Source organism: uncultured Stenotrophomonas sp., from assembly GCF_963519925.1.
GTDB classification, from domain to species: Bacteria; Pseudomonadota; Gammaproteobacteria; order Xanthomonadales; family Xanthomonadaceae; genus Stenotrophomonas; species Stenotrophomonas maltophilia_AE.
On record NZ_CAUQPH010000073.1, the window covers coordinates 1 to 17188 of the forward strand.

Below are 17188 nucleotides of genomic sequence, written 5' to 3' on the forward strand. Positions count from 1 at the left end.
GCAGCAGACGGTCACCCGGCAGCAGGCGGACCGCCTGCCCGCCCACGCTGAGGTCGGCCGGGTCCTGCGCTGCGTTGACGATCACGTGCATCCGACCACTCCGTTCATGCTTGCGTCGTCCCAGTGCAGTGCCTGCGCTGGCTCGACAAGGGCTGCATGGTGAAGACGGGGGTGGGGTGAGCGCTCTACAACAAGTTAGAAAGCCGGCGCAACTTGGGGTATTTGTATGGGTCCCGCTCAGACAGTCGCGCCTTCGCGCCACCAGGAATCGATCCCATGACACCGTTGCTCGGCATCCACCACGTTGCTGTGATCTGTGCCGATTACGACCGCTCCCGCGATTTCTACGTCCGCGTGCTGGGACTGGCGGTCAAGGCCGAACATCACCGCGCCGCCCGCGACTCCTGGAAACTGGACCTGGCCCTGCCGGACGGCGGGCAGCTCGAGCTGTTCTCGTTTCCGGCGCCGCCGCCCCGTCCGAGCCGGCCCGAGGCGCAGGGACTGCGCCACCTGGCGTTCCGGGTGGCACGGCTGGAGCCGATGATCGAGCGCCTGGCCGCGGCCGGGGTGGCCTGCGAGCCGATCCGCACCGACGAGTACACCGGGCAGCGCTTCACCTTCTTCGCCGACCCCGACGGGCTGCCGCTGGAGCTGTACGAAGTGGGCTGAATGGGTTGCCGGCTGCCGCATCGCAGCGTTCCGTACCCGGGCGAATGGGTATACAGTCCAGCTGTCCCGGCCCGGCGCCGGCGTTCACCTACATCCCTGGGAGGGGAAACATGCGCAAGACCCTGAAGACCCTGCTGCTGGCGCTGCCGCTGATGACGGCCACCCTGTCCGCTTCGGCCGCCGACAGCGCGGTGGGCCGCTGGAAGACCATCGACGACAAGACCAACAAGGTGAAGTCGATCGTCGAGATCACCCAGGCCACCAATGGCACGCTGAGCGGCAAGGTGGTGGAAGTGCTGCATTCGGACAAGGGCCCGAACCCGGTCTGCGACGACTGCAGCGGCGCCAACAAGGGCAAGCCGGTGAAAGGCATGACCATCCTGTGGAACCTGACGCAGGACAAGGGCAGCACCACCAAGTGGTCCGGCGGCACCGTGCTGGATCCGGCCAACGGCAAGACCTACAAGTCCAAGCTGGAGCTGCTGCCGGGTGGCAAGAAGCTGGACATGTCCGGCTGCGTGGCGTTCATCTGCCGCGCCCAGACCTGGGTCCGCGAGTAAGCGCGAAGCGTGGGGGGAGCATGCGATAATCCCGCGTTCCCCCCGCACCCGTGCAGCTCATGACCCGCACCGCTCTCGTCACCACCGCCCTGCCCTACGCCAACGGCCCGCTGCACCTGGGCCATCTGGTCGGCTACATCCAGGCTGACATCTGGGTGCGCGCACGGCGAATGAGCGGTGGCAGGACCTGGTTCGTGTGCGCCGATGACACCCACGGCACCCCGATCATGCTGGCGGCGGAAAAAGCCGGCGTGACCCCGGAAACGTTCATCGCCAACATCCAGGCCAGCCACGAGCGCGACTTCGCCGCCTTCGGGGTTGCGTTCGACCATTACGATTCGACCAACTCGGCCGGCAACAAGGCCCTGACCGAAGCGTTCTACCTCAAGCTCGAGGCGGAAGGCCACATCACGCGCCGCTCGGTGGCCCAGTTCTACGACCCGGCCAAGGGCATGTTCCTGCCCGACCGCTACATCAAGGGCATCTGCCCGAACTGCGCCACCCCGGACCAGTACGGCGACAACTGCGAAGTGTGTGGCGCCACCTACGCCCCCACCGACCTGAAGGACCCGCGCTCGGTGATCTCCGGCGCCACGCCGGAAATCCGCGATTCGGAACACTTCTTCTTCGAGGTGGGCCGTTTCGAAAGCTTCCTGCGCGAATGGCTGGCCGGTGATGTCGCACTGCCCGGGGTGAAGGCCAAGCTCGGCGAGTGGCTCAATGCCGAAGGTGGCCTGCGCGCCTGGGACATTTCCCGCGATGCGCCCTACTTCGGCTTCCAGATTCCCGGCCACCCGGGCAAGTACTTCTATGTATGGCTGGATGCGCCGATCGGCTACCTGTCCAGCTTCCAGGCGCTGTGCGCGAAGAACGGCGAGGATTTCGACGCGCACCTGCGCGCCGGTACCAGCACCGAGCTGCACCACTTCATCGGCAAGGACATCGTCAACTTCCACGGCCTGTTCTGGCCGGCGGTGCTGCACGGCACCGGCCACCGCGCGCCGACCCGCCTGCACGTCAACGGCTACCTGACCGTCGACGGCGCCAAGATGTCGAAGTCGCGCGGCACTTTCGTCATGGCCCGCACCTACCTGGACGCCGGGCTGGAACCGGAAGCGCTGCGCTATTACTTCGCGGCCAAGTCCTCCGGCGGCGTCGACGACCTGGACCTGAACCTGGGCGACTTCATCGCCCGCGTCAACGCCGACCTGGTCGGCAAGTTCGTCAACCTGGCCAGTCGCTGTGCCGGCTTCATCAGCAAGCGCTTCGAGGGCCGCCTGGCCGATGCGTTGCCCGATGCGGCGCAGTACGACCGCTTCGTGGCGGCGCTGGCGCCGGTGCGCGAGGCGTACGAGCGCAATGATCCGGCCGCCGCACTGCGCCTGACCATGGCGCTGGCCGACGAAGCCAACCGCTACATCGACGAGCAGAAGCCGTGGGTGATCGCCAAGCAGGACGGCGCCGACGCGCAGCTGCAGTCGGTGTGTACCCAGGGCCTGAACCTGTTCCGGGTGCTGGTCACCGCGCTCAAGCCGGTGCTGCCGGCCACCGCCGCGCAGGCCGAAGCATTCCTGGCCGCGCCGGTGCAGCGCTGGACCGACATCGCCTCGCCGCTGCTGGCCCACACCATCGCCGTGTACAGCCCGCTGTTCACCCGTATCGACCCGAAAATGATTGACGCCATGACCGACGCTTCCAAGGACACCCTCGCCGCCCCCGCACCCGCGACCCCGGCCAAGCCCATCAAGCCGGCGGCGCCTGCTGCCGCGCCGGCCGCTGCGCCCGCTGCGACCACGGAAGGGCCGACGTATATCGGCATCGATGATTTCGCCAAGCTGGACCTGCGCATCGGCAAGGTGCTGGCCTGCGAGTTCGTCGAGGGCTCGGACAAGCTGCTGCGCTTCGAGCTGGATGCCGGCGACCTGGGCACGCGCCAGATCTTCTCCGGTATCCGTGCCAGCTATGGCGAGCCGGACACGCTGGTGGGCCGCAACGTGGTATTCATCGCCAACCTGGCGCCGCGCAAGATGCGCTTCGGCCTGAGCGAGGGCATGATCCTGTCGGCCGGTTTCGACGGCGGCGCGCTGGCGCTGCTGGACGCCGACAGCAGCGCGCAGCCGGGCATGCCGGTTCGTTGATATCGGCCTGCCGGGAGGGTGTCGATGGAACTGGCCCTGATCGACTTCGACCACACCATCACCACCTGCGATACATATGGGCGCTTCCTGCGCCGGGTGGCCACGCCCGAGCAGCTGGCGCAGGCGTGGTGGAAGGCCGGGCCGTGGCTGCTGGCCTATCGCCTGAAGCTGATCTCCGCCGCGCGCATCCGGGCGCGGGTGACCCGGCTGACCTTCCGCGACCGTCATGCGGATGATATCGCCGCGCAGGCGGCCGGCTTTTCCCGCGAGGTCCTGCCGGAGGTAGTGCGCCCGCAGATGCTGGAACAGATCCGCTGGCACCTGCAGCAGCGCCATACGGTGGTGGTGGTCTCCGGCTCGCTGGACCTGTACCTGCGCCCGTGGTGCGACGCGTTGGGGCTGGAGTTGATCTGCAACCGGCTGGAAAGCCGCGATGGGCGCCTGACCGGGCGCTACGCCGACGGCGACTGCGCCCCGCACAAGGCGGCACGCATCCGCGCACGCTACGACCTGTCGCGCTACGTGCGCTTCCACGCCTACGGCGACAGCCGCGAGGACCGCTCGATGCTCGCCCTCGCCCAGGAGCGCTGGTATCGGGGCAAACCCCAGAAATGAAACCACCGCGCAGCCGACGCCACGCATGAACAACACGCCGCTTTCCCTGGTTGAACGCCTCGACCGGCTGCTGCCGCAGACCCAGTGCGGGCAATGCGGCTACGACGGATGCCGGCCGTATGCCGAGGCGATGGCGCGTGGCGAGGCGGGCGTGGAGCGGTGCCCGCCCGGCGGCGATGCCGGCGCGCGGGCGTTGGCGAACGTGCTGGGCGTGCCTGCGACGCCGTTCGACCGCAGCCGTGGCGAGCACAAGCCGGCGCAGGTGGCGTTCGTGATCGAGGCCGACTGCATCGGCTGCACCAAGTGCATCCAGGCCTGTCCCGTGGATGCCATCGTGGGCGGCGCCAAGTACATGCACACCGTCATTGCCGATCTGTGCACCGGCTGCGAACTGTGCATTCCACCGTGCCCGGTGGATTGCATCGACCTGGTTCGGGCGCCCTGAGCTGTACAGCCACGCGGGGCGTGGCTCTACGCGGTGGCGTCGGCGTTTACGGCAACGCTGCGGTGATGACGATCTCGACCTTCCATGCGGGGTCGGCCAGCTTGGCTTCCACGGTTGCGCGGGCCGGGGTCATGCCCGCCACCACCCATTCGTCCCAGGCTGCGTTCATGCCGGCGAAGTCGCCGATGTCGGCCAGGTAGACCTCGGCGCGCAGCACGTGCTGCTTGTCGCTGGCCACCAGCGCCAGCAGCCTGTCGATCTCTGCCAGCACCTGCCGGGTCTGCCCGGTGATGTCTTCGCTGGTGTCTTCGGGGATCTGCCCGGACAGGTAGGCGACCTTGTTGTGCACGGTCATCTCGGACATGCGCGGAGCAACGTCATAGCGTTCGAACATGGTGAGGTCTCCTCTGTGATGGTGGGCCCATTGTCACCGATGCGACCCAAAACCGCTCGACCAGGGATCGTAGTGACACGCCACGCGTGTCAACGCCATGGTCGGCTGACCATGACACCCCACGGTGTCAACGCCATTCCGGCTTGGCAACGGCAGCGCGGAAGCGCACGATTCGGCGGCAGGCACGATGGCGTGCCCGGAGCCCGCTGTCCCGATGACCGAACCCGTCACTGCCCCCTCTTCCCACCATGGCTGGCGCCGCGCAGCGACCGTGGTGTTCAGCCTGGGAATACTGGCGCTGGCCCTGCACGGCCTGGCCAACGAATTCGACGACCACGGTTACGGTGCCATCCGCACTGCGTTCCGCAACCTGGGCGCGGGCCAGATCGCGCTCACCGTGCTGCTCGGGCTGGCCAGCTACGCCTGCCTGATCGGCTTCGATGCGATCGGCCTGCGCCGCAGCGGACGGCGCCTGCATCCGGCACGGGTGGGCATCACCGCGTTCCTGGCGCACACGCTGGGCCAGACCCTGGGGTTTGCCGCCCTGACCGGTGGCGCGGTGCGCCTGCGTGGCTACGGCAGCGCCGGCCTGGGCCTGGCCGAGATCGGCCAGGTGGTGCTGATGAGCACGCTGGGTTTCGTGTTCGGCGCGTGGCTGCTGCTGTCGCTGGCGTTCCTGCTCGAACCCGGCGCGGCTGCCCTGGCGTTGCCGGTGTCGGCGCAGGCGGTGCGCGCGATCGGCGCCGTGGGCCTGCTGGCCTATGCCGGCACCGTGCTGCTGGTGGGTCGCTCGGGCCGCACCTTCCACGTCCGCGGGCACGCGCTGTGGCTGCCGGACCGGCGCACGATGCTGGGCGTGACCGCGCTCAGCGTGCTCGAACTGGTGCTGGCCAGCGCCGCGTTCTATGTGCTGTTGCCGATGGATACGCCGACCGGCCTGCCCGGCTTCGTCGGCCTGTATCTGGTCGCCGTGCTGGCCGGGCTGGTGTCCAGCGTACCGGCCGGGCTGGGCGTGTTCGAGTGGAGCCTGCTCAAGCTGCTGCCGCAGGTGGCGCCTGCGGCGGTGCTGGCCGCGGCACTGGTATACCGGGTCACCTACTACGTGCTGCCGCTGCTGCTGGCCACGCTACTGGCGGTGGCGCCGGCACTGCGACGCCCGCTGCGGGCAGGCGCCGGCGCCACCCGTGCCGGTTGGAGCGCGTTGCGTCCCTGGCTGCCGCAGATCATCGCGCTGGCGGTGTTCAGCGTGGGCGCCGCGCTGGTGATCGACGGCACCCTGCCGACGCCGCGCCGGCACCTGCTGCATGCCTCGTTGCCGATCCTGGAAACCTCGCACCTGCTCGGCAGCCTGGCCGGTGTGGTGCTGTTGTTGATCGGCCAGGGCCTGCAGCGGCGCAGCCATGCCGCCTGGGTGCTGGCGCTGGCGATCTGCGTGATCGCGCCGCTGCCGATCTGGCTGCGCGGCGGGCAGGTCCTGATCGCATTGGCGTCGGTGCTGGTGGCCATGGCGCTGTGGGCCTCGCGCCGCGAGTTCTACCGCCAGGGGGCATTGCTGGACGAAGCCTGGTCCTGGCCGTGGATCCGCAACCTGGGGCTGGTGCTGGTGGCGGTGATCTGGCTGCTGTTCTTCGTCTACAGCCATGTCGAATACCAGAACGAGCTGTGGTGGCAGTTCGCCACCCAGGGCAATGCACCGCGTGCGCTGCGGGCATTGCTGGTGGTGGCGATCGCGCTGGCCATCTTCGGCCTGGCGCGCCTGCTGCACAGCACGCGCACGCCCTTGCCCGCGGCCGATGGCGGCACTCTGGACGCCCTGGCGCCGATCCTGCAGCAGGCCCAGGACACCCAGGCCTGCCTGGTGCTCACCGCCGACAAGGCGGTGCTGCGCGACGCGGCCGGGCAGGGCTTCGTGATGATGCAGCGCTATGGCGGGTCACTGATCGCGATGGGCGATCCGGTGGGCCCACCGGACGTGGCCCGAGCCCTGATCTGGCGGTTCCGCGAGGAAGCCGACCGGCTGGGCCTGCGGCCGGTGTTCTACCAGGTGGGGGAAGCGTACTGGCAGACCTACCTCGACCTTGGCCTGACCCTGGTGAAACTGGGCGAGGAAGCAATGGTGCCGCTGCACGATTTCGGGCTGGAGGGCCGCGAGCGCGCCGACCTGCGCCAGGCCTGGAACCGCGGAAAGCGCGGCGGCTTGAGCTTCCGCGTCGTGGCGCCGGATGCGGTGCCTGCGTTGATCCCGGCGCTGGCGGTGGTGTCGCAGCAGTGGCTGGACGACAAGGCCGGCGACGAGAAGGGCTTCTCGCTGGGCAGTTTCGATCCGGCCTACCTGGCCCGCTTTCCGATGGCGCTGGTGGAGGCCGACGGTCGTATCGTGGCCTTCGCCAACCTGTGGCAGGCCCCGGCCGGGCAGGAACTGTCGGTGGATCTGATGCGCCACGTCGATGATGCCCCGAAGGGCACCATGGATTTCCTGTTCATCGAGCTGTTCCTGTGGGGACGCGGACACGGCTTCCAGCGCTTCTCGTTGGGGATGGCACCGTTGTCCGGTCTGGCCCAGCATCGACTGGCCGGGCGCTGGAACCGGTTCGCCAATGTCGTGGCCCGGCATGGCGAGCGTTTCTACGGCTTCAGCGGCTTGCGCCGCTTCAAGTCGAAGTTCGCGCCGCAGTGGCGGTCACGGTACCTGGCCGCGCCGGGCGGGATGCATCTGCCAGCGGCGCTGCTGGATGCTACGCGGCTGATCTCCATGGCGCCGCGCAAGGCAGCCGACGCCGCCGCATCGGGATGAACCCAACGCCCTGCGCCTACGCTTTCGGAATGAACGCTTCGGCGATGCGGGCGATGCTGTCGCTGCCGTGCACGGCGTGCAGGGCCTGGTCGGCCAGCGCACGCTCGGCCCATATCCACGCGAGCTTCGGGTCTTCGCCCAGCTCGCGCCACACCGATGACAGGTCCTCGGCGGAAGGCGCGGCCCCGTCGAACAGGGCCTTTGCGTACTCGAGGCTTGCCGGGCGCCAGGTAAGGTACGCCACGGCACGCTGCGACAGCGGAATGGCGCCGACCGCATCGGGCAGGAAATAGCGGGCGCTGGCGGGCCAGTGCGGCTGCGTCGCGGGCGACGCCGTGGGGGCGTCCATCAGCTGCCGCAACGAGGCCCCGGTGACCTGCAACGCCTGGGGGGCGCCTTTGCCACCGCCGGTCTTCGAACGCCTGTCGCTGCCCAGCGGGAACGCGTAGGTCCTGTCGGGCTGCGCGCGTTCCGCTGCTTCCAGCACCGCGTTGCGCAGCTTCAGGCAGTCCGCGCCGATCGCGGTCGCGCCACCGGCCTTGGTTTCACCCACCAGCACCACGTCATCGCCATGCATCAGCAGGAAGTCGAGCTCGGCCTTGACGTGCCTGCCATCCGCCGGCCGCAGCGCGGGCGGCACGTTGGCGCTGCGGACGATACGGAAACCGTCGGCCTCGCCCGCGCCAGCAGCCTGGTTCATCGCATCGCACAGCACCGTCAGCGCAGCGCCGACCCGGTCCTCGACCGCACGCCCACGCGCGGCGCCGCCGGACGATGCACCCTGCGGCTTCGGCAGCGCCAGCAACGCGATCACGTCCTTGTCCTGCTCCAGGCGTTGTTTCCTGATCAGCAGCGCCCGGTGCGGTTCGAAGCGATCGGCGAGCGCGGGGTCCAATGCGCGGGCGCTGGACTGGACGCTGTTCCAGTCACCGTGGCCAGCGCGGGCGTTGTCCACGGCTGCGGCCAGCGCCGTCAGCTGCGCCTTTCGCGCCGGATCCGTTTCGCGTTTGATCAGTTCCGGATGCGCTACATCGCCGAGACGCTTCGCCTCACGCAGAGCGACAACGTAGCCCGGGTCGTCGATCAGCAGCCGGTACGCCTTCACTGCGCTGGAGTCATGTTCCATGATCGCCTTGCGCAGCTCGACGTCATTGTCCTTGACCCGCTGCTCGAGGACCGTCTTCAGACCATCGCAGAACAGCGCGCACGTGGATGCTTCCCGGTTGCCGGAACGCCAGAGCGACATGGCATCCGCCATCTTCTGCGCGGCGGACGTGGGCGACGCCTGCGCCGTACCGCTGTCACTGGCCAGCAGGGAATACAGCTTCGCTTCGGTGGGGTCGTTGCGGATCATGGACAGTGCCAGCCCGGGTGTGGGCGCAGAAGGCTTCGTTGCATTCGACACCTGCGACACCGGCCCAGCGGCGGAAACACGAAGCATGCGACACCCCAGGAACCTTGATCGATTCCCAGCATCGGCTGCGCGGCCGCCGGTCGCTTCCAGGATTCCATCAACGGGGTGGCAGATGCGCCAGCAGGGTCTTCGCCAGGCGGTCGTAGTCGCCCTTGAAGTGGTGGTCGCCCGGCAGTGCGACCACCGTCGCCTGTCCCGGGGCCAGTTCCGGGCACAAGGCGTCCGGGTCCTGTTCGCCATACAGGCACAGCGTGCGCCCTGCCGGCAGGCGGGCGATGTCCGGCGCGATCGGCCGTCCACCGGCGTCGCCGCCGAGCCAGTTGCTGACATGGAATTCGTAGTCGGCCTTGCGTCCGACCGACATCAACCCGATCAGCGCGATCGATTCCCGCGTCTCATGATCGAGCTGGTCGATCGCCGCAGGCAGCACGTCCGCGCCCTGTGAGAAACCGATCAGCAGCAGCCGTCTGCGCTGCCATTGCGCGCCGTAATGGCGTGCGATCCGTTCCAGGTCGCGGGCGAAGCCCTCGGGGGTGCGCGCGGTCCAGAAGTAGCGCAGCGAATCCACGCCGACCACCGACACGCCCGCGTCGCTGAGCGCCGCGGCCACATCCTTGTCCAGCCCGGCCCAGCCACCGTCGCCGGAGACGAAGATGGCCAGCGTGTCGCCGGGCACCCGGGAGGGAATCTCCACCACCGGCAGACCCTTGAGATCGTCCGGCGGCGGCGCCAGGCTCACCCCCTTGCGCGCGCCCATCACCGCCACCGCGGCCTGCAGGCCGGGCAGATCGGAGCCGGTGGCGGTGCGCTGGAATTCACGCCCCATCGCCACCTTGCGGACGAACGCGGCGGCGGTGCCCGCGGCGCACTGGCGGTCGCCCGCGGCATTCAACCAGGGAAAGTCCAGCTCGGTGGGCTGCAGCCGGCCATGGCTGACACCGGCACCGCACACCGCGCGCTCGTGGGCCTGGTCCGGGCAGAACCCACTGGTGACCAGGCCGGCGAAGATCCCGGTATCGGCCTGGGCCGCGACCGCGTAGGCCAGCTCGGCGCCGGCCGCGTCGCCGCCGATCAACGGCAGGTGGTATCCCGGCACATGCAGGTACGCCTGCACCCAACGCGAGAAATTTTCAACATCGCCGGCGCCGAAGGCGCAACTGCCAGCGCCGTCGGCCGCCAGGCCCCTGCGCAGCGTCGCCACGTCCACCTGCGCCACCAGGGCGCCCTGCGCACGCAGGGCCTCCAGACGCTGTGCGGTGGCAGCGGGGTCGCGGCCGCCATCAAACCAGATCACCACCCGTTTGGGATGGCCATCGGGTGCAAGGATCGGAATGTCCTGGAACCGTCCATGGCTCACCTGCTGCGTCGCCGCCGACACGGGCGACACGCCGAGCATCGACGCCACGCCCAACAGCACGCCAAGGCCCCTGCCCACACTGCTTCGCCGCATCGTCACGCACCCCGTGGAAGTCGTTCAACGATACGCCTGTCCACCGCCAAGGGCATGTACACAGGCTGGCAGCTGCGCTCAGCGCGCGGGGTCGGTCGGCGCGGCAGCGCGTCGCGCCTGGCGCCACGACTGCAGCGCCGCGACGGCCAGCCACAGCACCACCGCGGCAATCACCAGCTTCTGCCCGGCCCCACGCGGCGGCCCACGCCACAGCACATGCAGCCAGAGCAGCGCGAAGCACAGCCATGCCCACCACCATGCGGGGCCGGCCCAGCGCACCCACTGCGGGTCGGCGCGCAGGTACCAGCTCTGCAGCAGCATGGCCACGCTTACGCACAGGAACGCGGTGTTGGCGGCGATGCCGTGGACCAGCGGTGCCAGCAGCGGCGCCCACTCGGGCAGCCAGCTGTCGCCGATGGCCACGCCCAGCAGCCCCAGCCCCGCGACGCAGAACAGCAGCGGTGCGGCGGCACTGCGCCGGGGCGAGCGGCTTGCGGCGTACAGCGACCAGGCCAGCAGCATGATCGCCAGCGCCAGCACGCAGTACGCGGTGCGCAACGCCAGCCCCCACGGTCCGTGCAGGTACAGGCTGAGGGTGGCCTGCACCCAGTCCAGGTCCTGGCGCACCCACTGCGTCCACAGCGCGGTGAGCACGAATCCGGCCAGCGCCAGCAGCGCCAGTTGCGCGACATGGGCATGCAGGGGCAGGCGCACGCGCGACGGCATCACGGCTCCGCTTCGGGATGGCGCAGCCGCCATGCCGCCAACGCGGTCCGGTAGCGCTGCAGTTCGTCGCTGTAGAGGTCCAGCACGCACAGCGGGCAGCCGCTGCCACAGCATTCGTTGGGACCGGGGGCTTCCGGTGCCTGCGGGCGGGGATCGGGGTCAGGGGTGGGCAGGGGAACGGGCATGGGCGAGGCGGCAGGGAATCAGCACCGCCAGTGTAATCCACCCACCTCAGCCCCCCAGGCGACGGCGCAGGTTGTCGCGCGCGGCGGCATCCAGGCGCTGGTGGAAGAAATCGCTCAGGAAGATGCGCGGGCTGCGCAGCAGGTGGCGGAGGAAGCGCCGCCGGTTGAGCCGGAACAGGAAACCCGGCACGTGTCCGGCGTACTCCTCGGCGATGCCACGGTCGTAGGCGTCGAAGACGGCGGGCGGCGCGCCCAGGATGGCCATGTCGCAGTCCAGGAACAACGCCGCTTCGGGGTCGACGTCGCCGGCGCCCAGCGTGCCGTGCCGCGCGGTCAGCAGGATCAGCTGTTCCACCCGCTGCACGTCCACCCCCGCGCCGGGCAGCCAGCGTTCGACCTGGGCCAGCGCCAGCGCGGCCGAGCGCGCCTCGTTGTCCTTGCGGCCGGCGTCGTAGATCGCATCGTGGTAGAGCGCGGCCAGCTGCACTTCCCCCGGGTGCCGCCAGCCGGGGCCCTCGGCAACGGCCTGGCAGTGCGCCAGCACCGCGCGTACATGCGCATACCCGTGATAGGCCCGCGGCGGGACCGCGTAGGCGGCTTCGAGGTCGGCCTGCATGGCCGCCGGCAGGGAGAGCGGTGCGAAGGTCATGGCCGCATCATTGGCCGGCGCCGGGGCCGATGGCAAGCACGTCGCCGCGCGCCACAGCCCGACAAGCGGCGCGCCGATCGCCGCCACCGGGCCTAGACTCAAGCCACGAACGTCATGTCGACCCTGCACGGTGACCGCGATGAACGGCTGGAAATCCCTGCTGCTGCTGGCCCTGCTGGCACCTGCCGGCGCCCCTGCCCTGGCCGCCCCGCCCGCGCCGGCCGTGGCCGGGACGCGCGTGCAGCCGGTGCCCTCTCCCGAGCAGATCCTGGCCATTCCCGCGCCGTTGCAGGCGCTGTTGCAGCAGCGGGTGATCGCGCCGGGCCCTTCGCGCGAACAGCGGCTGGAACGGCTGGTGCACCTGGTGTTCGACGAAAACGGCATGCACCTGGCCTACGACCCGTACGCCACCCACACCCTGGCCGAAACCTGGGAGACCCGGCGCGCCAACTGCCTGTCGTTCACGCTGATGTTCGTCACCCTGGCGCGCGCGGCGGGGATCGATGCACGGGTGCAGGAGGTGGCGCAGGTGGTCACCTGGCACCAGGACGAAGGCGTGATCTACAACGTCGGCCACGTCAACGTGGGACTCACCCTCGGCGGGCGCACCGCAGTGGTCGACCTGGACCGCAACGTCCTGTACGACCGCTATGGGCCGCGACCGATCACCGGGCAGCGCGCGCTGGCGCACTTCTACAACAACCGCGGGGCCGCGGCGATGGCCGACGGCGACACGGCGCAGGCGCGGGTCTACCTGGACGCGGCGCTGGCCATGGCACCGTCCTTCGCCGCCGGCTGGAACAACCTGGGCGTACTCGACACCCGCAGCGGGGACCTGGGCAAGGCGCGGCAGGACTACGACACCGCGCTGCAGCTGCAACCCCGGCATGTGGCCGCGTTGACCAACGCCAGCGCGCTGTACCGACGGCTCGGCGATGCACGCCACGCCGAAAGGCTGGCACGGCGCCTGCAGCAGGTACAGAAGACCGACCCGTTCGCGCAGTTCCGGATGGGCAACGACGCCGAGCAACGCCGCGACTATGCGCTGGCCATCGACTACTACCTGCGCGCGATCCGCCTGTACGGCAACGCGCACCAGTTCCATTTCGGGCTGGCGCGGGCGTACTTCCTGGCCGGCGACAGCCGCCGCGCCTCGCTGGAGATGACCCGCGCCCGCGACCTGTCCGGCGAAGGCACCGACGTGCTGTGCGCGACCTACCAGGCCAAGCTGGACAGCCTGCAGCGGTTACGGCAGCGCACCGCCGCCAATTGAGGCATGTCGACCGGCGATGGCTGCCTAGGCCTTCTTCAGGAAACAGGTCTTGAGCACCAGCCCCTTGATCTTCTCCGAGTTGCCTTCGATGTGCTCGGCGTCGTCTTCCACCAGGCGGATGTTGCGGATCACCGTGCCCTGCTTCAGCGGGATCGACGACCCCTTCACCTTGAGGTCCTTGATCACGGTCACTGTGTCGCCGGCCACCAGCACGTTGCCGTTGCTGTCGCGCACTACCACGGCCTGGCCACCCGAATCCCCGGCCGCCCATTCGTGGCCGCAGTCGGCGCAGATGAACAGCGCGCCGTCGGCATAGGTGTTCTCCAGGGTGCATTGCGGGCAGGCAGGTACGGCGGACATGGTGAAGCCTTGAAGGACGGAACAGCGGCCATTGTAACCGCCCGGCCCGGGCGGCCCTTGCACCGGCGGTCCGCTTGGCGCACAGTGCGCGCCCCCTGACCTTCCGGCCCGGCCCGCATGAAAATCGGCATCGACTTTGGTACCAGCAATTCCGCCGCCGCCGCCGTGGTGGAAGGCCAGGTGGTGCCGATCCGCTTCGGCGAGGCCGAACAGTTCCGCACCACGGTGTACTTCCCCGAGGTGATGCGCGACCCCAACGACTTCGAACTGACCCCGGCGCTGGAACACGAGCTGGCGCGGCTGATGGACGCAGCGGCACGCGACGCGCGCGCGGCCGGACAGGAACGCGCGCCCGACGCGCTGCGCCGCGAAGCGCTGCGGGTGGTGCGGCGGCAGTGGATGGAAGAGCAGATGCGGGCGCCGCTGAGTTCGACCCGGCTGCTGCAGAACGCGCTGTACGGCGACGACGCGCTGGAAGCCTATTTCGAGGAAAACGAAGGCAACCTTGTGCAGAGCCCGAAGTCGATGCTCGGCTACAACCTGCACCCGCGCGCGCGCCAGACCATCACCGGCATCGCCACCCACATCCTCGAGCACATCCGCCTGACCGCCTCGCGCCAGCTGGACACGCCGGTGCGCACCGCCACGCTGGGCCGCCCGGTGCAGTTCCGCAGTTCGATCGGCGCGGCCGGCAACGACCAGGCGCTGGACATCCTGCATACGGCGGCGATCGCGGCCGGCTTCGACAGCGTGGACTTCCTCGAAGAACCTGCAGCGGCGGCGATGCATTACCACGCCGAAAGCACCCGGGAACATGATGCGGTGGTGGTGGACATCGGCGGCGGTACCACCGACGTCGCGCATGCCCGGGTCGGCGGCGTGCAGGCACCGAAGATCCACCGCGCCTGGGGCATCGCGCGCGGCGGCACCGATATCGACCTGGCATTGAGCCTGGGCGCGTACATGCCGCTGTTCGGCCGCGGCAGCAGCCGGGTGCCGGCGCACCACTACGTCGAAGCGGCGATGGTGCAGGACATGACCCGCCAGCGCGATTTCCGCCAGCATGCGTATCGCGACGTGGACGCGCCGTGGGGCAAGCGCCTGCAGGCCCTGCAGGACACCGGCAACACCGCGCGCCTGTACCGTGAAGTGGAACGCTGCAAGATCGCGCTGAGCGCAGCGCAGTCGCACGACAGCGCACTGGACTTCATCGAGCCCGGGCTGGGTGTGGCGGTGGAGCGGTCCCGGCTGGAAGCGGCGGCGGGCAGTTACCTGGCCGAGCTCACCGCGCTGCTCGAACAGGTCCGCGCCGACATCGGCCACGACCCGGCCGCGATCTTCCTCACCGGCGGCATGTCGCGTGCCGGCTACCTGCAGGCTGCCGTGGAGGCCGCGTTCCCCGGGTCGACCCTGGTGCGGGGCAATCCCTCGTTCGGGGTGGTGCATGGGCTGGCGTGGGCCGCCAGCCACTGAGCCCCGCCCGACTGAAACCCTTGCGGGACAAGGGTCAAGGCGCGTGGAACCCGCGTATTAACAAAACGTTACGCCGAAAGCGCTATCATCTTTCGGCTTCGATGCGCAATGCGCATGTCGTACCCAGCCTCCAAGAGGCCACCACCCTTCATCGATACCCGCGTCGTCCGGATCCGTCCGCGGCGTTGGCGTCGCTCACCGCTGGGATCCGGCTCGCTCCCCGCACGCTCCATTCCCGAGCCGCCAAGAGAGATTCCGATTGGGCGAATCCGCCGAGCCTGACCCCATCGACTGCCGCCGCTGCGACGCAGTGTGCTGCCGGCTGTCGGTGACCGTCATGCCTGACGACGCGGTACCCGGCCACCTGCTGGATACCGACGAGGCGGGCCGCACCGTGATGGCGCGCAACGACGAAGGCTGGTGCGCCGCGATCGACCCCTACCACCTGCGCTGCACGATCTATTCGCAGCGTCCCGCAATCTGCCGCCAGTTCTCGATGGGCGGCGATGACTGCCGCTCGGTGCGGCAGGACTACCGTCGACAGCAGTACGAAGCGTTGACGTTTTTTCCCACGTAACACCCATGACAGGAGCATCCATGGCCCGTTCGCCAAAGACCTCCCCCAAGGCAGGCAACACCGTTCGCGTTGACCGCAAGCAGGGTTCCAACACCGCACTGAGCAGCGCCAGCATCGCTGCCGACCTGGCCGCGTTCCGCAAGAGCGGTGGCAAGATCGAAGTTCTGGGCAACACCCTGGCGCTGAAAAAGGCCGGCTGACGCCGCAGCCGTCCGCACCGGCCCCGGGCCGGTGCGGGGGCCGCACTCAGCGGCCGTCCAGCGTGACCCGTACGTTGCCCGAATGGGCATTGATCGAAATATCCCCATCGCCACCGCCCAGCCGCGTGTCCAGGCTGCGGCCGGGGCCGTAGCGCGGCCGCTCGACCTGGCCGGCATCGGACTGGATGTCACCGCTGAAGGTCTTTACCGCCAGCTGCGCGGACACCTTCGCTGGCAGGCGCAGCGCGATCGAACCACTTACCGTCTGCAGGCTCACCCTGCCGCCGGGCGCCAGGCCCGCTGCGGCCACCGTCAGGCTGCCCGACACGGCCTCCGCGTCCAGCCGCTGCACCCGCGCCGCATCCAGCCGGATGCTGCCCGACACCGTTTCCGCGGACACCTCGCCGGCCGCGCCACCGCCGGCCTGGATCGAACCACTTACGGCACGCAGCGACAGCCGCGGCGTCTGCACCTGCGAGCGGATGCTGCCGCTGACCGAGGCCAGCGAAGCGTCCGTGCTGCGCCCGGCGGCGGCGATGTCGCCGCTGACCGCATTGGCCTGCAGGCGACGCAGATCGACCTCGGCCACGTCGATGTCCGCGCTGACCGTCCCGAGCTGCACGTCGACCGAACGCGGCACGCGCAGTTCCAGGGTGGCCCCGCCGCTGTTGCCGTTGCGCGGGTAGATGACCTCCCAGCGCACCCGGTTGGCACTCTTGTCCTGCTGCAGGCGCAGGCCATCGGCCATGCTGCCGCTCAACGCCACTTCGTTGCGGTCCCAGCCGCGCACGGTGACCTTGCCGGCGATGTTGCTGATTTCCACCCGCCCGCCCGCCGCCAGCGGATGGCGTTCGTCGACACGGGTGGCGGCCTGCGCCGCCAGTGGCAGCAGCAGGGCGAGGGCAACGATGAAACGCGTGGAAACTTGCATGGGACTCTCCGTCAGGTTGGCAGGCCAGCGGCGTTCACGGCCTGCTGGGTCAATTCAAGCCGCAGCGCGTAGGTGCGCTGCAGCTGGGTAAGCAGGAACCCGGAGCGCGGGCTCTCGGCGATCGCGGCGCGGATCGAGCGCGCGCTGGTATCCAGCTCATGCAGCGCCGGTTGCCATTCCGCGCCGATCTGCGCGGCAGGCAGGGTCGCCATCGCCTGCTGGTACTCGGCGGCGATGACGTCGGCCTGTCGCTGCAGCGGCGACGGCCGCGGCGTCGGCGGGGTGGCCGTGGGCACCACCATCAGCACGGCCAGTGCTGCCGCCAGGCCCAGACC

The 17188-nt window shown here is 69.4% G+C and carries 18 protein-coding genes and 1 pseudogene; 10 read left to right on the top strand and 9 right to left on the bottom strand.

Annotated elements, in window-relative coordinates; all coding sequences use genetic code 11:
* The first annotated feature begins 276 nt into the window (after positions 1-276).
* From RWO33_RS13025 to rnfB, 5 genes are all read left to right on the top strand, one after another.
* The gene (locus RWO33_RS13025) at positions 277-669 is read left to right on the top strand and encodes a VOC family protein (protein ID WP_314105317.1); all 393 of its coding nucleotides are present in this window, start codon (positions 277-279) and stop codon (positions 667-669) included.
* Positions 670-779: 110 nt separating this feature from the next.
* Entirely contained in the window at positions 780-1229 is a 450-nt protein-coding gene (locus RWO33_RS13030; protein WP_314105319.1) for a DUF2147 domain-containing protein, read from the top strand.
* Between the two features lie 59 nt (positions 1230-1288).
* On the top strand, positions 1289-3367 hold the full coding sequence (gene metG, locus RWO33_RS13035) for a methionine--tRNA ligase (protein ID WP_314105321.1): 2079 nt from the start codon (positions 1289-1291) through the stop codon (positions 3365-3367).
* Positions 3368-3391: 24 nt separating this feature from the next.
* Positions 3392-3982 (top strand): HAD family hydrolase, encoded by a 591-nt coding sequence (locus tag RWO33_RS13040; protein ID WP_314105323.1) that lies wholly within the window; start codon positions 3392-3394, stop codon positions 3980-3982.
* Between the two features lie 25 nt (positions 3983-4007).
* Positions 4008-4427 (top strand): Rnf electron transport complex subunit RnfB, encoded by a 420-nt coding sequence (rnfB, locus tag RWO33_RS13045; RefSeq protein WP_314105325.1) that lies wholly within the window; start codon positions 4008-4010, stop codon positions 4425-4427.
* Between the two features lie 46 nt (positions 4428-4473).
* Here rnfB and RWO33_RS13050 read toward each other — a convergent pair whose 3' ends face one another.
* Positions 4474-4821 (bottom strand): RidA family protein, encoded by a 348-nt coding sequence (locus tag RWO33_RS13050; protein WP_314105327.1) that lies wholly within the window; start codon positions 4819-4821, stop codon positions 4474-4476.
* A gap of 214 nt (positions 4822-5035) precedes the next feature.
* Between RWO33_RS13050 and mprF the strand changes: the two genes are divergently transcribed.
* A complete protein-coding gene (gene mprF, locus RWO33_RS13055) occupies positions 5036-7615 on the top strand; it encodes a bifunctional lysylphosphatidylglycerol flippase/synthetase MprF (RefSeq protein ID WP_314105329.1) in 2580 nt (859 codons plus the stop codon).
* A 16-nt stretch (positions 7616-7631) separates the two neighbouring features.
* Here mprF and RWO33_RS13060 read toward each other — a convergent pair whose 3' ends face one another.
* From RWO33_RS13060 to RWO33_RS13080, 5 genes are all read right to left on the bottom strand, one after another.
* On the bottom strand, positions 7632-8969 hold the full coding sequence (locus tag RWO33_RS13060) for a hypothetical protein (RefSeq protein ID WP_314105331.1): 1338 nt from the start codon (positions 8967-8969) through the stop codon (positions 7632-7634).
* A gap of 157 nt (positions 8970-9126) precedes the next feature.
* Positions 9127-10479, bottom strand: a complete 1353-nt coding sequence (locus RWO33_RS13065; protein WP_314105332.1) for an AcvB/VirJ family lysyl-phosphatidylglycerol hydrolase — start codon at positions 10477-10479, stop codon at positions 9127-9129.
* A gap of 78 nt (positions 10480-10557) precedes the next feature.
* Positions 10558-11205, bottom strand: a complete 648-nt coding sequence (locus RWO33_RS13070; RefSeq protein ID WP_314105347.1) for a DUF998 domain-containing protein — start codon at positions 11203-11205, stop codon at positions 10558-10560.
* Positions 11205-11390 (bottom strand): oxidoreductase-like domain-containing protein, encoded by a 186-nt coding sequence (locus RWO33_RS13075; RefSeq protein ID WP_314105334.1) that lies wholly within the window; start codon positions 11388-11390, stop codon positions 11205-11207. Before RWO33_RS13075 ends, RWO33_RS13070 begins: the two co-directional genes overlap by 1 nt.
* A 46-nt stretch (positions 11391-11436) precedes the next feature.
* Complete coding sequence (locus tag RWO33_RS13080) at positions 11437-12039, bottom strand: hypothetical protein (protein ID WP_145479683.1); 603 nt, start codon at positions 12037-12039, stop codon at positions 11437-11439.
* 139 nt (positions 12040-12178) lie between these two features.
* Between RWO33_RS13080 and RWO33_RS13085 the strand changes: the two genes are divergently transcribed.
* Positions 12179-13312: a tetratricopeptide repeat protein gene (locus RWO33_RS13085; RefSeq protein ID WP_314105337.1), complete on the top strand. Its 1134-nt coding sequence runs from the start codon at positions 12179-12181 to the stop codon at positions 13310-13312.
* Between the two features lie 24 nt (positions 13313-13336).
* Here the strand turns inward: RWO33_RS13085 and RWO33_RS13090 are convergent, their stop codons facing one another.
* Positions 13337-13672: a zinc ribbon domain-containing protein YjdM gene (locus tag RWO33_RS13090; protein WP_145479679.1), complete on the bottom strand. Its 336-nt coding sequence runs from the start codon at positions 13670-13672 to the stop codon at positions 13337-13339.
* 117 nt (positions 13673-13789) lie between these two features.
* Here RWO33_RS13090 and RWO33_RS13095 point away from each other — a divergent pair, with 117 nt between their 5' ends.
* The 3 genes from RWO33_RS13095 to RWO33_RS13105 all read left to right on the top strand — a co-directional run bounded on the left by RWO33_RS13095 (position 13790) and on the right by RWO33_RS13105 (position 15922).
* On the top strand, positions 13790-15145 hold the full coding sequence (locus RWO33_RS13095; RefSeq protein ID WP_314105340.1) for an Hsp70 family protein: 1356 nt from the start codon (positions 13790-13792) through the stop codon (positions 15143-15145).
* A gap of 337 nt (positions 15146-15482) precedes the next feature.
* Entirely contained in the window at positions 15483-15722 is a 240-nt protein-coding gene (locus RWO33_RS13100) for a YkgJ family cysteine cluster protein (protein ID WP_314105342.1), read from the top strand.
* 20 nt (positions 15723-15742) lie between these two features.
* Positions 15743-15922 carry a hypothetical protein gene (locus tag RWO33_RS13105; protein ID WP_068853593.1) on the top strand — a complete coding sequence of 60 codons (180 nt, stop codon included), beginning with the start codon at positions 15743-15745 and terminating at the stop codon, positions 15920-15922.
* Positions 15923-15968: 46 nt separating this feature from the next.
* Here RWO33_RS13105 and RWO33_RS13110 read toward each other — a convergent pair whose 3' ends face one another.
* Both RWO33_RS13110 and RWO33_RS13115 read right to left on the bottom strand, forming a co-directional pair.
* On the bottom strand, positions 15969-16853 hold the full coding sequence (locus RWO33_RS13110; protein WP_314105345.1) for a DUF4097 family beta strand repeat-containing protein: 885 nt from the start codon (positions 16851-16853) through the stop codon (positions 15969-15971).
* Between the two features lie 11 nt (positions 16854-16864).
* Positions 16865-17188 (bottom strand): annotated as a pseudogene (locus tag RWO33_RS13115) (hypothetical protein); the annotation flags it as partial.

Excerpts from the sequence above, each read along its gene's own strand:
- RWO33_RS13025 (WP_314105317.1), top strand. The coding sequence starts at position 277 with ATGACACCGTTGCTCGGCATCCACCACGTTGCTGTGATCTGTGCCGAT.
- RWO33_RS13030 (WP_314105319.1), top strand. The coding sequence starts at position 780 with ATGCGCAAGACCCTGAAGACCCTGCTGCTGGCGCTGCCGCTGATGACG.
- metG (WP_314105321.1), top strand. The coding sequence starts at position 1,289 with ATGACCCGCACCGCTCTCGTCACCACCGCCCTGCCCTACGCCAACGGC.
- RWO33_RS13040 (WP_314105323.1), top strand. The coding sequence starts at position 3,392 with ATGGAACTGGCCCTGATCGACTTCGACCACACCATCACCACCTGCGAT.
- rnfB (WP_314105325.1), top strand. The coding sequence starts at position 4,008 with ATGAACAACACGCCGCTTTCCCTGGTTGAACGCCTCGACCGGCTGCTG.
- RWO33_RS13050 (WP_314105327.1), bottom strand. The coding sequence starts at position 4,821 with ATGTTCGAACGCTATGACGTTGCTCCGCGCATGTCCGAGATGACCGTG.
- mprF (WP_314105329.1), top strand. The coding sequence starts at position 5,036 with ATGACCGAACCCGTCACTGCCCCCTCTTCCCACCATGGCTGGCGCCGC.
- RWO33_RS13060 (WP_314105331.1), bottom strand. The coding sequence starts at position 8,969 with ATGATCCGCAACGACCCCACCGAAGCGAAGCTGTATTCCCTGCTGGCC.
- RWO33_RS13065 (WP_314105332.1), bottom strand. The coding sequence starts at position 10,479 with ATGCGGCGAAGCAGTGTGGGCAGGGGCCTTGGCGTGCTGTTGGGCGTG.
- RWO33_RS13070 (WP_314105347.1), bottom strand. The coding sequence starts at position 11,205 with ATGCCGTCGCGCGTGCGCCTGCCCCTGCATGCCCATGTCGCGCAACTG.
- RWO33_RS13075 (WP_314105334.1), bottom strand. The coding sequence starts at position 11,390 with ATGCCCGTTCCCCTGCCCACCCCTGACCCCGATCCCCGCCCGCAGGCA.
- RWO33_RS13080 (WP_145479683.1), bottom strand. The coding sequence starts at position 12,039 with ATGACCTTCGCACCGCTCTCCCTGCCGGCGGCCATGCAGGCCGACCTC.
- RWO33_RS13085 (WP_314105337.1), top strand. The coding sequence starts at position 12,179 with ATGAACGGCTGGAAATCCCTGCTGCTGCTGGCCCTGCTGGCACCTGCC.
- RWO33_RS13090 (WP_145479679.1), bottom strand. The coding sequence starts at position 13,672 with ATGTCCGCCGTACCTGCCTGCCCGCAATGCACCCTGGAGAACACCTAT.
- RWO33_RS13095 (WP_314105340.1), top strand. The coding sequence starts at position 13,790 with ATGAAAATCGGCATCGACTTTGGTACCAGCAATTCCGCCGCCGCCGCC.
- RWO33_RS13100 (WP_314105342.1), top strand. The coding sequence starts at position 15,483 with ATGCCTGACGACGCGGTACCCGGCCACCTGCTGGATACCGACGAGGCG.
- RWO33_RS13105 (WP_068853593.1), top strand. The coding sequence starts at position 15,743 with ATGGCCCGTTCGCCAAAGACCTCCCCCAAGGCAGGCAACACCGTTCGC.
- RWO33_RS13110 (WP_314105345.1), bottom strand. The coding sequence starts at position 16,853 with ATGCAAGTTTCCACGCGTTTCATCGTTGCCCTCGCCCTGCTGCTGCCA.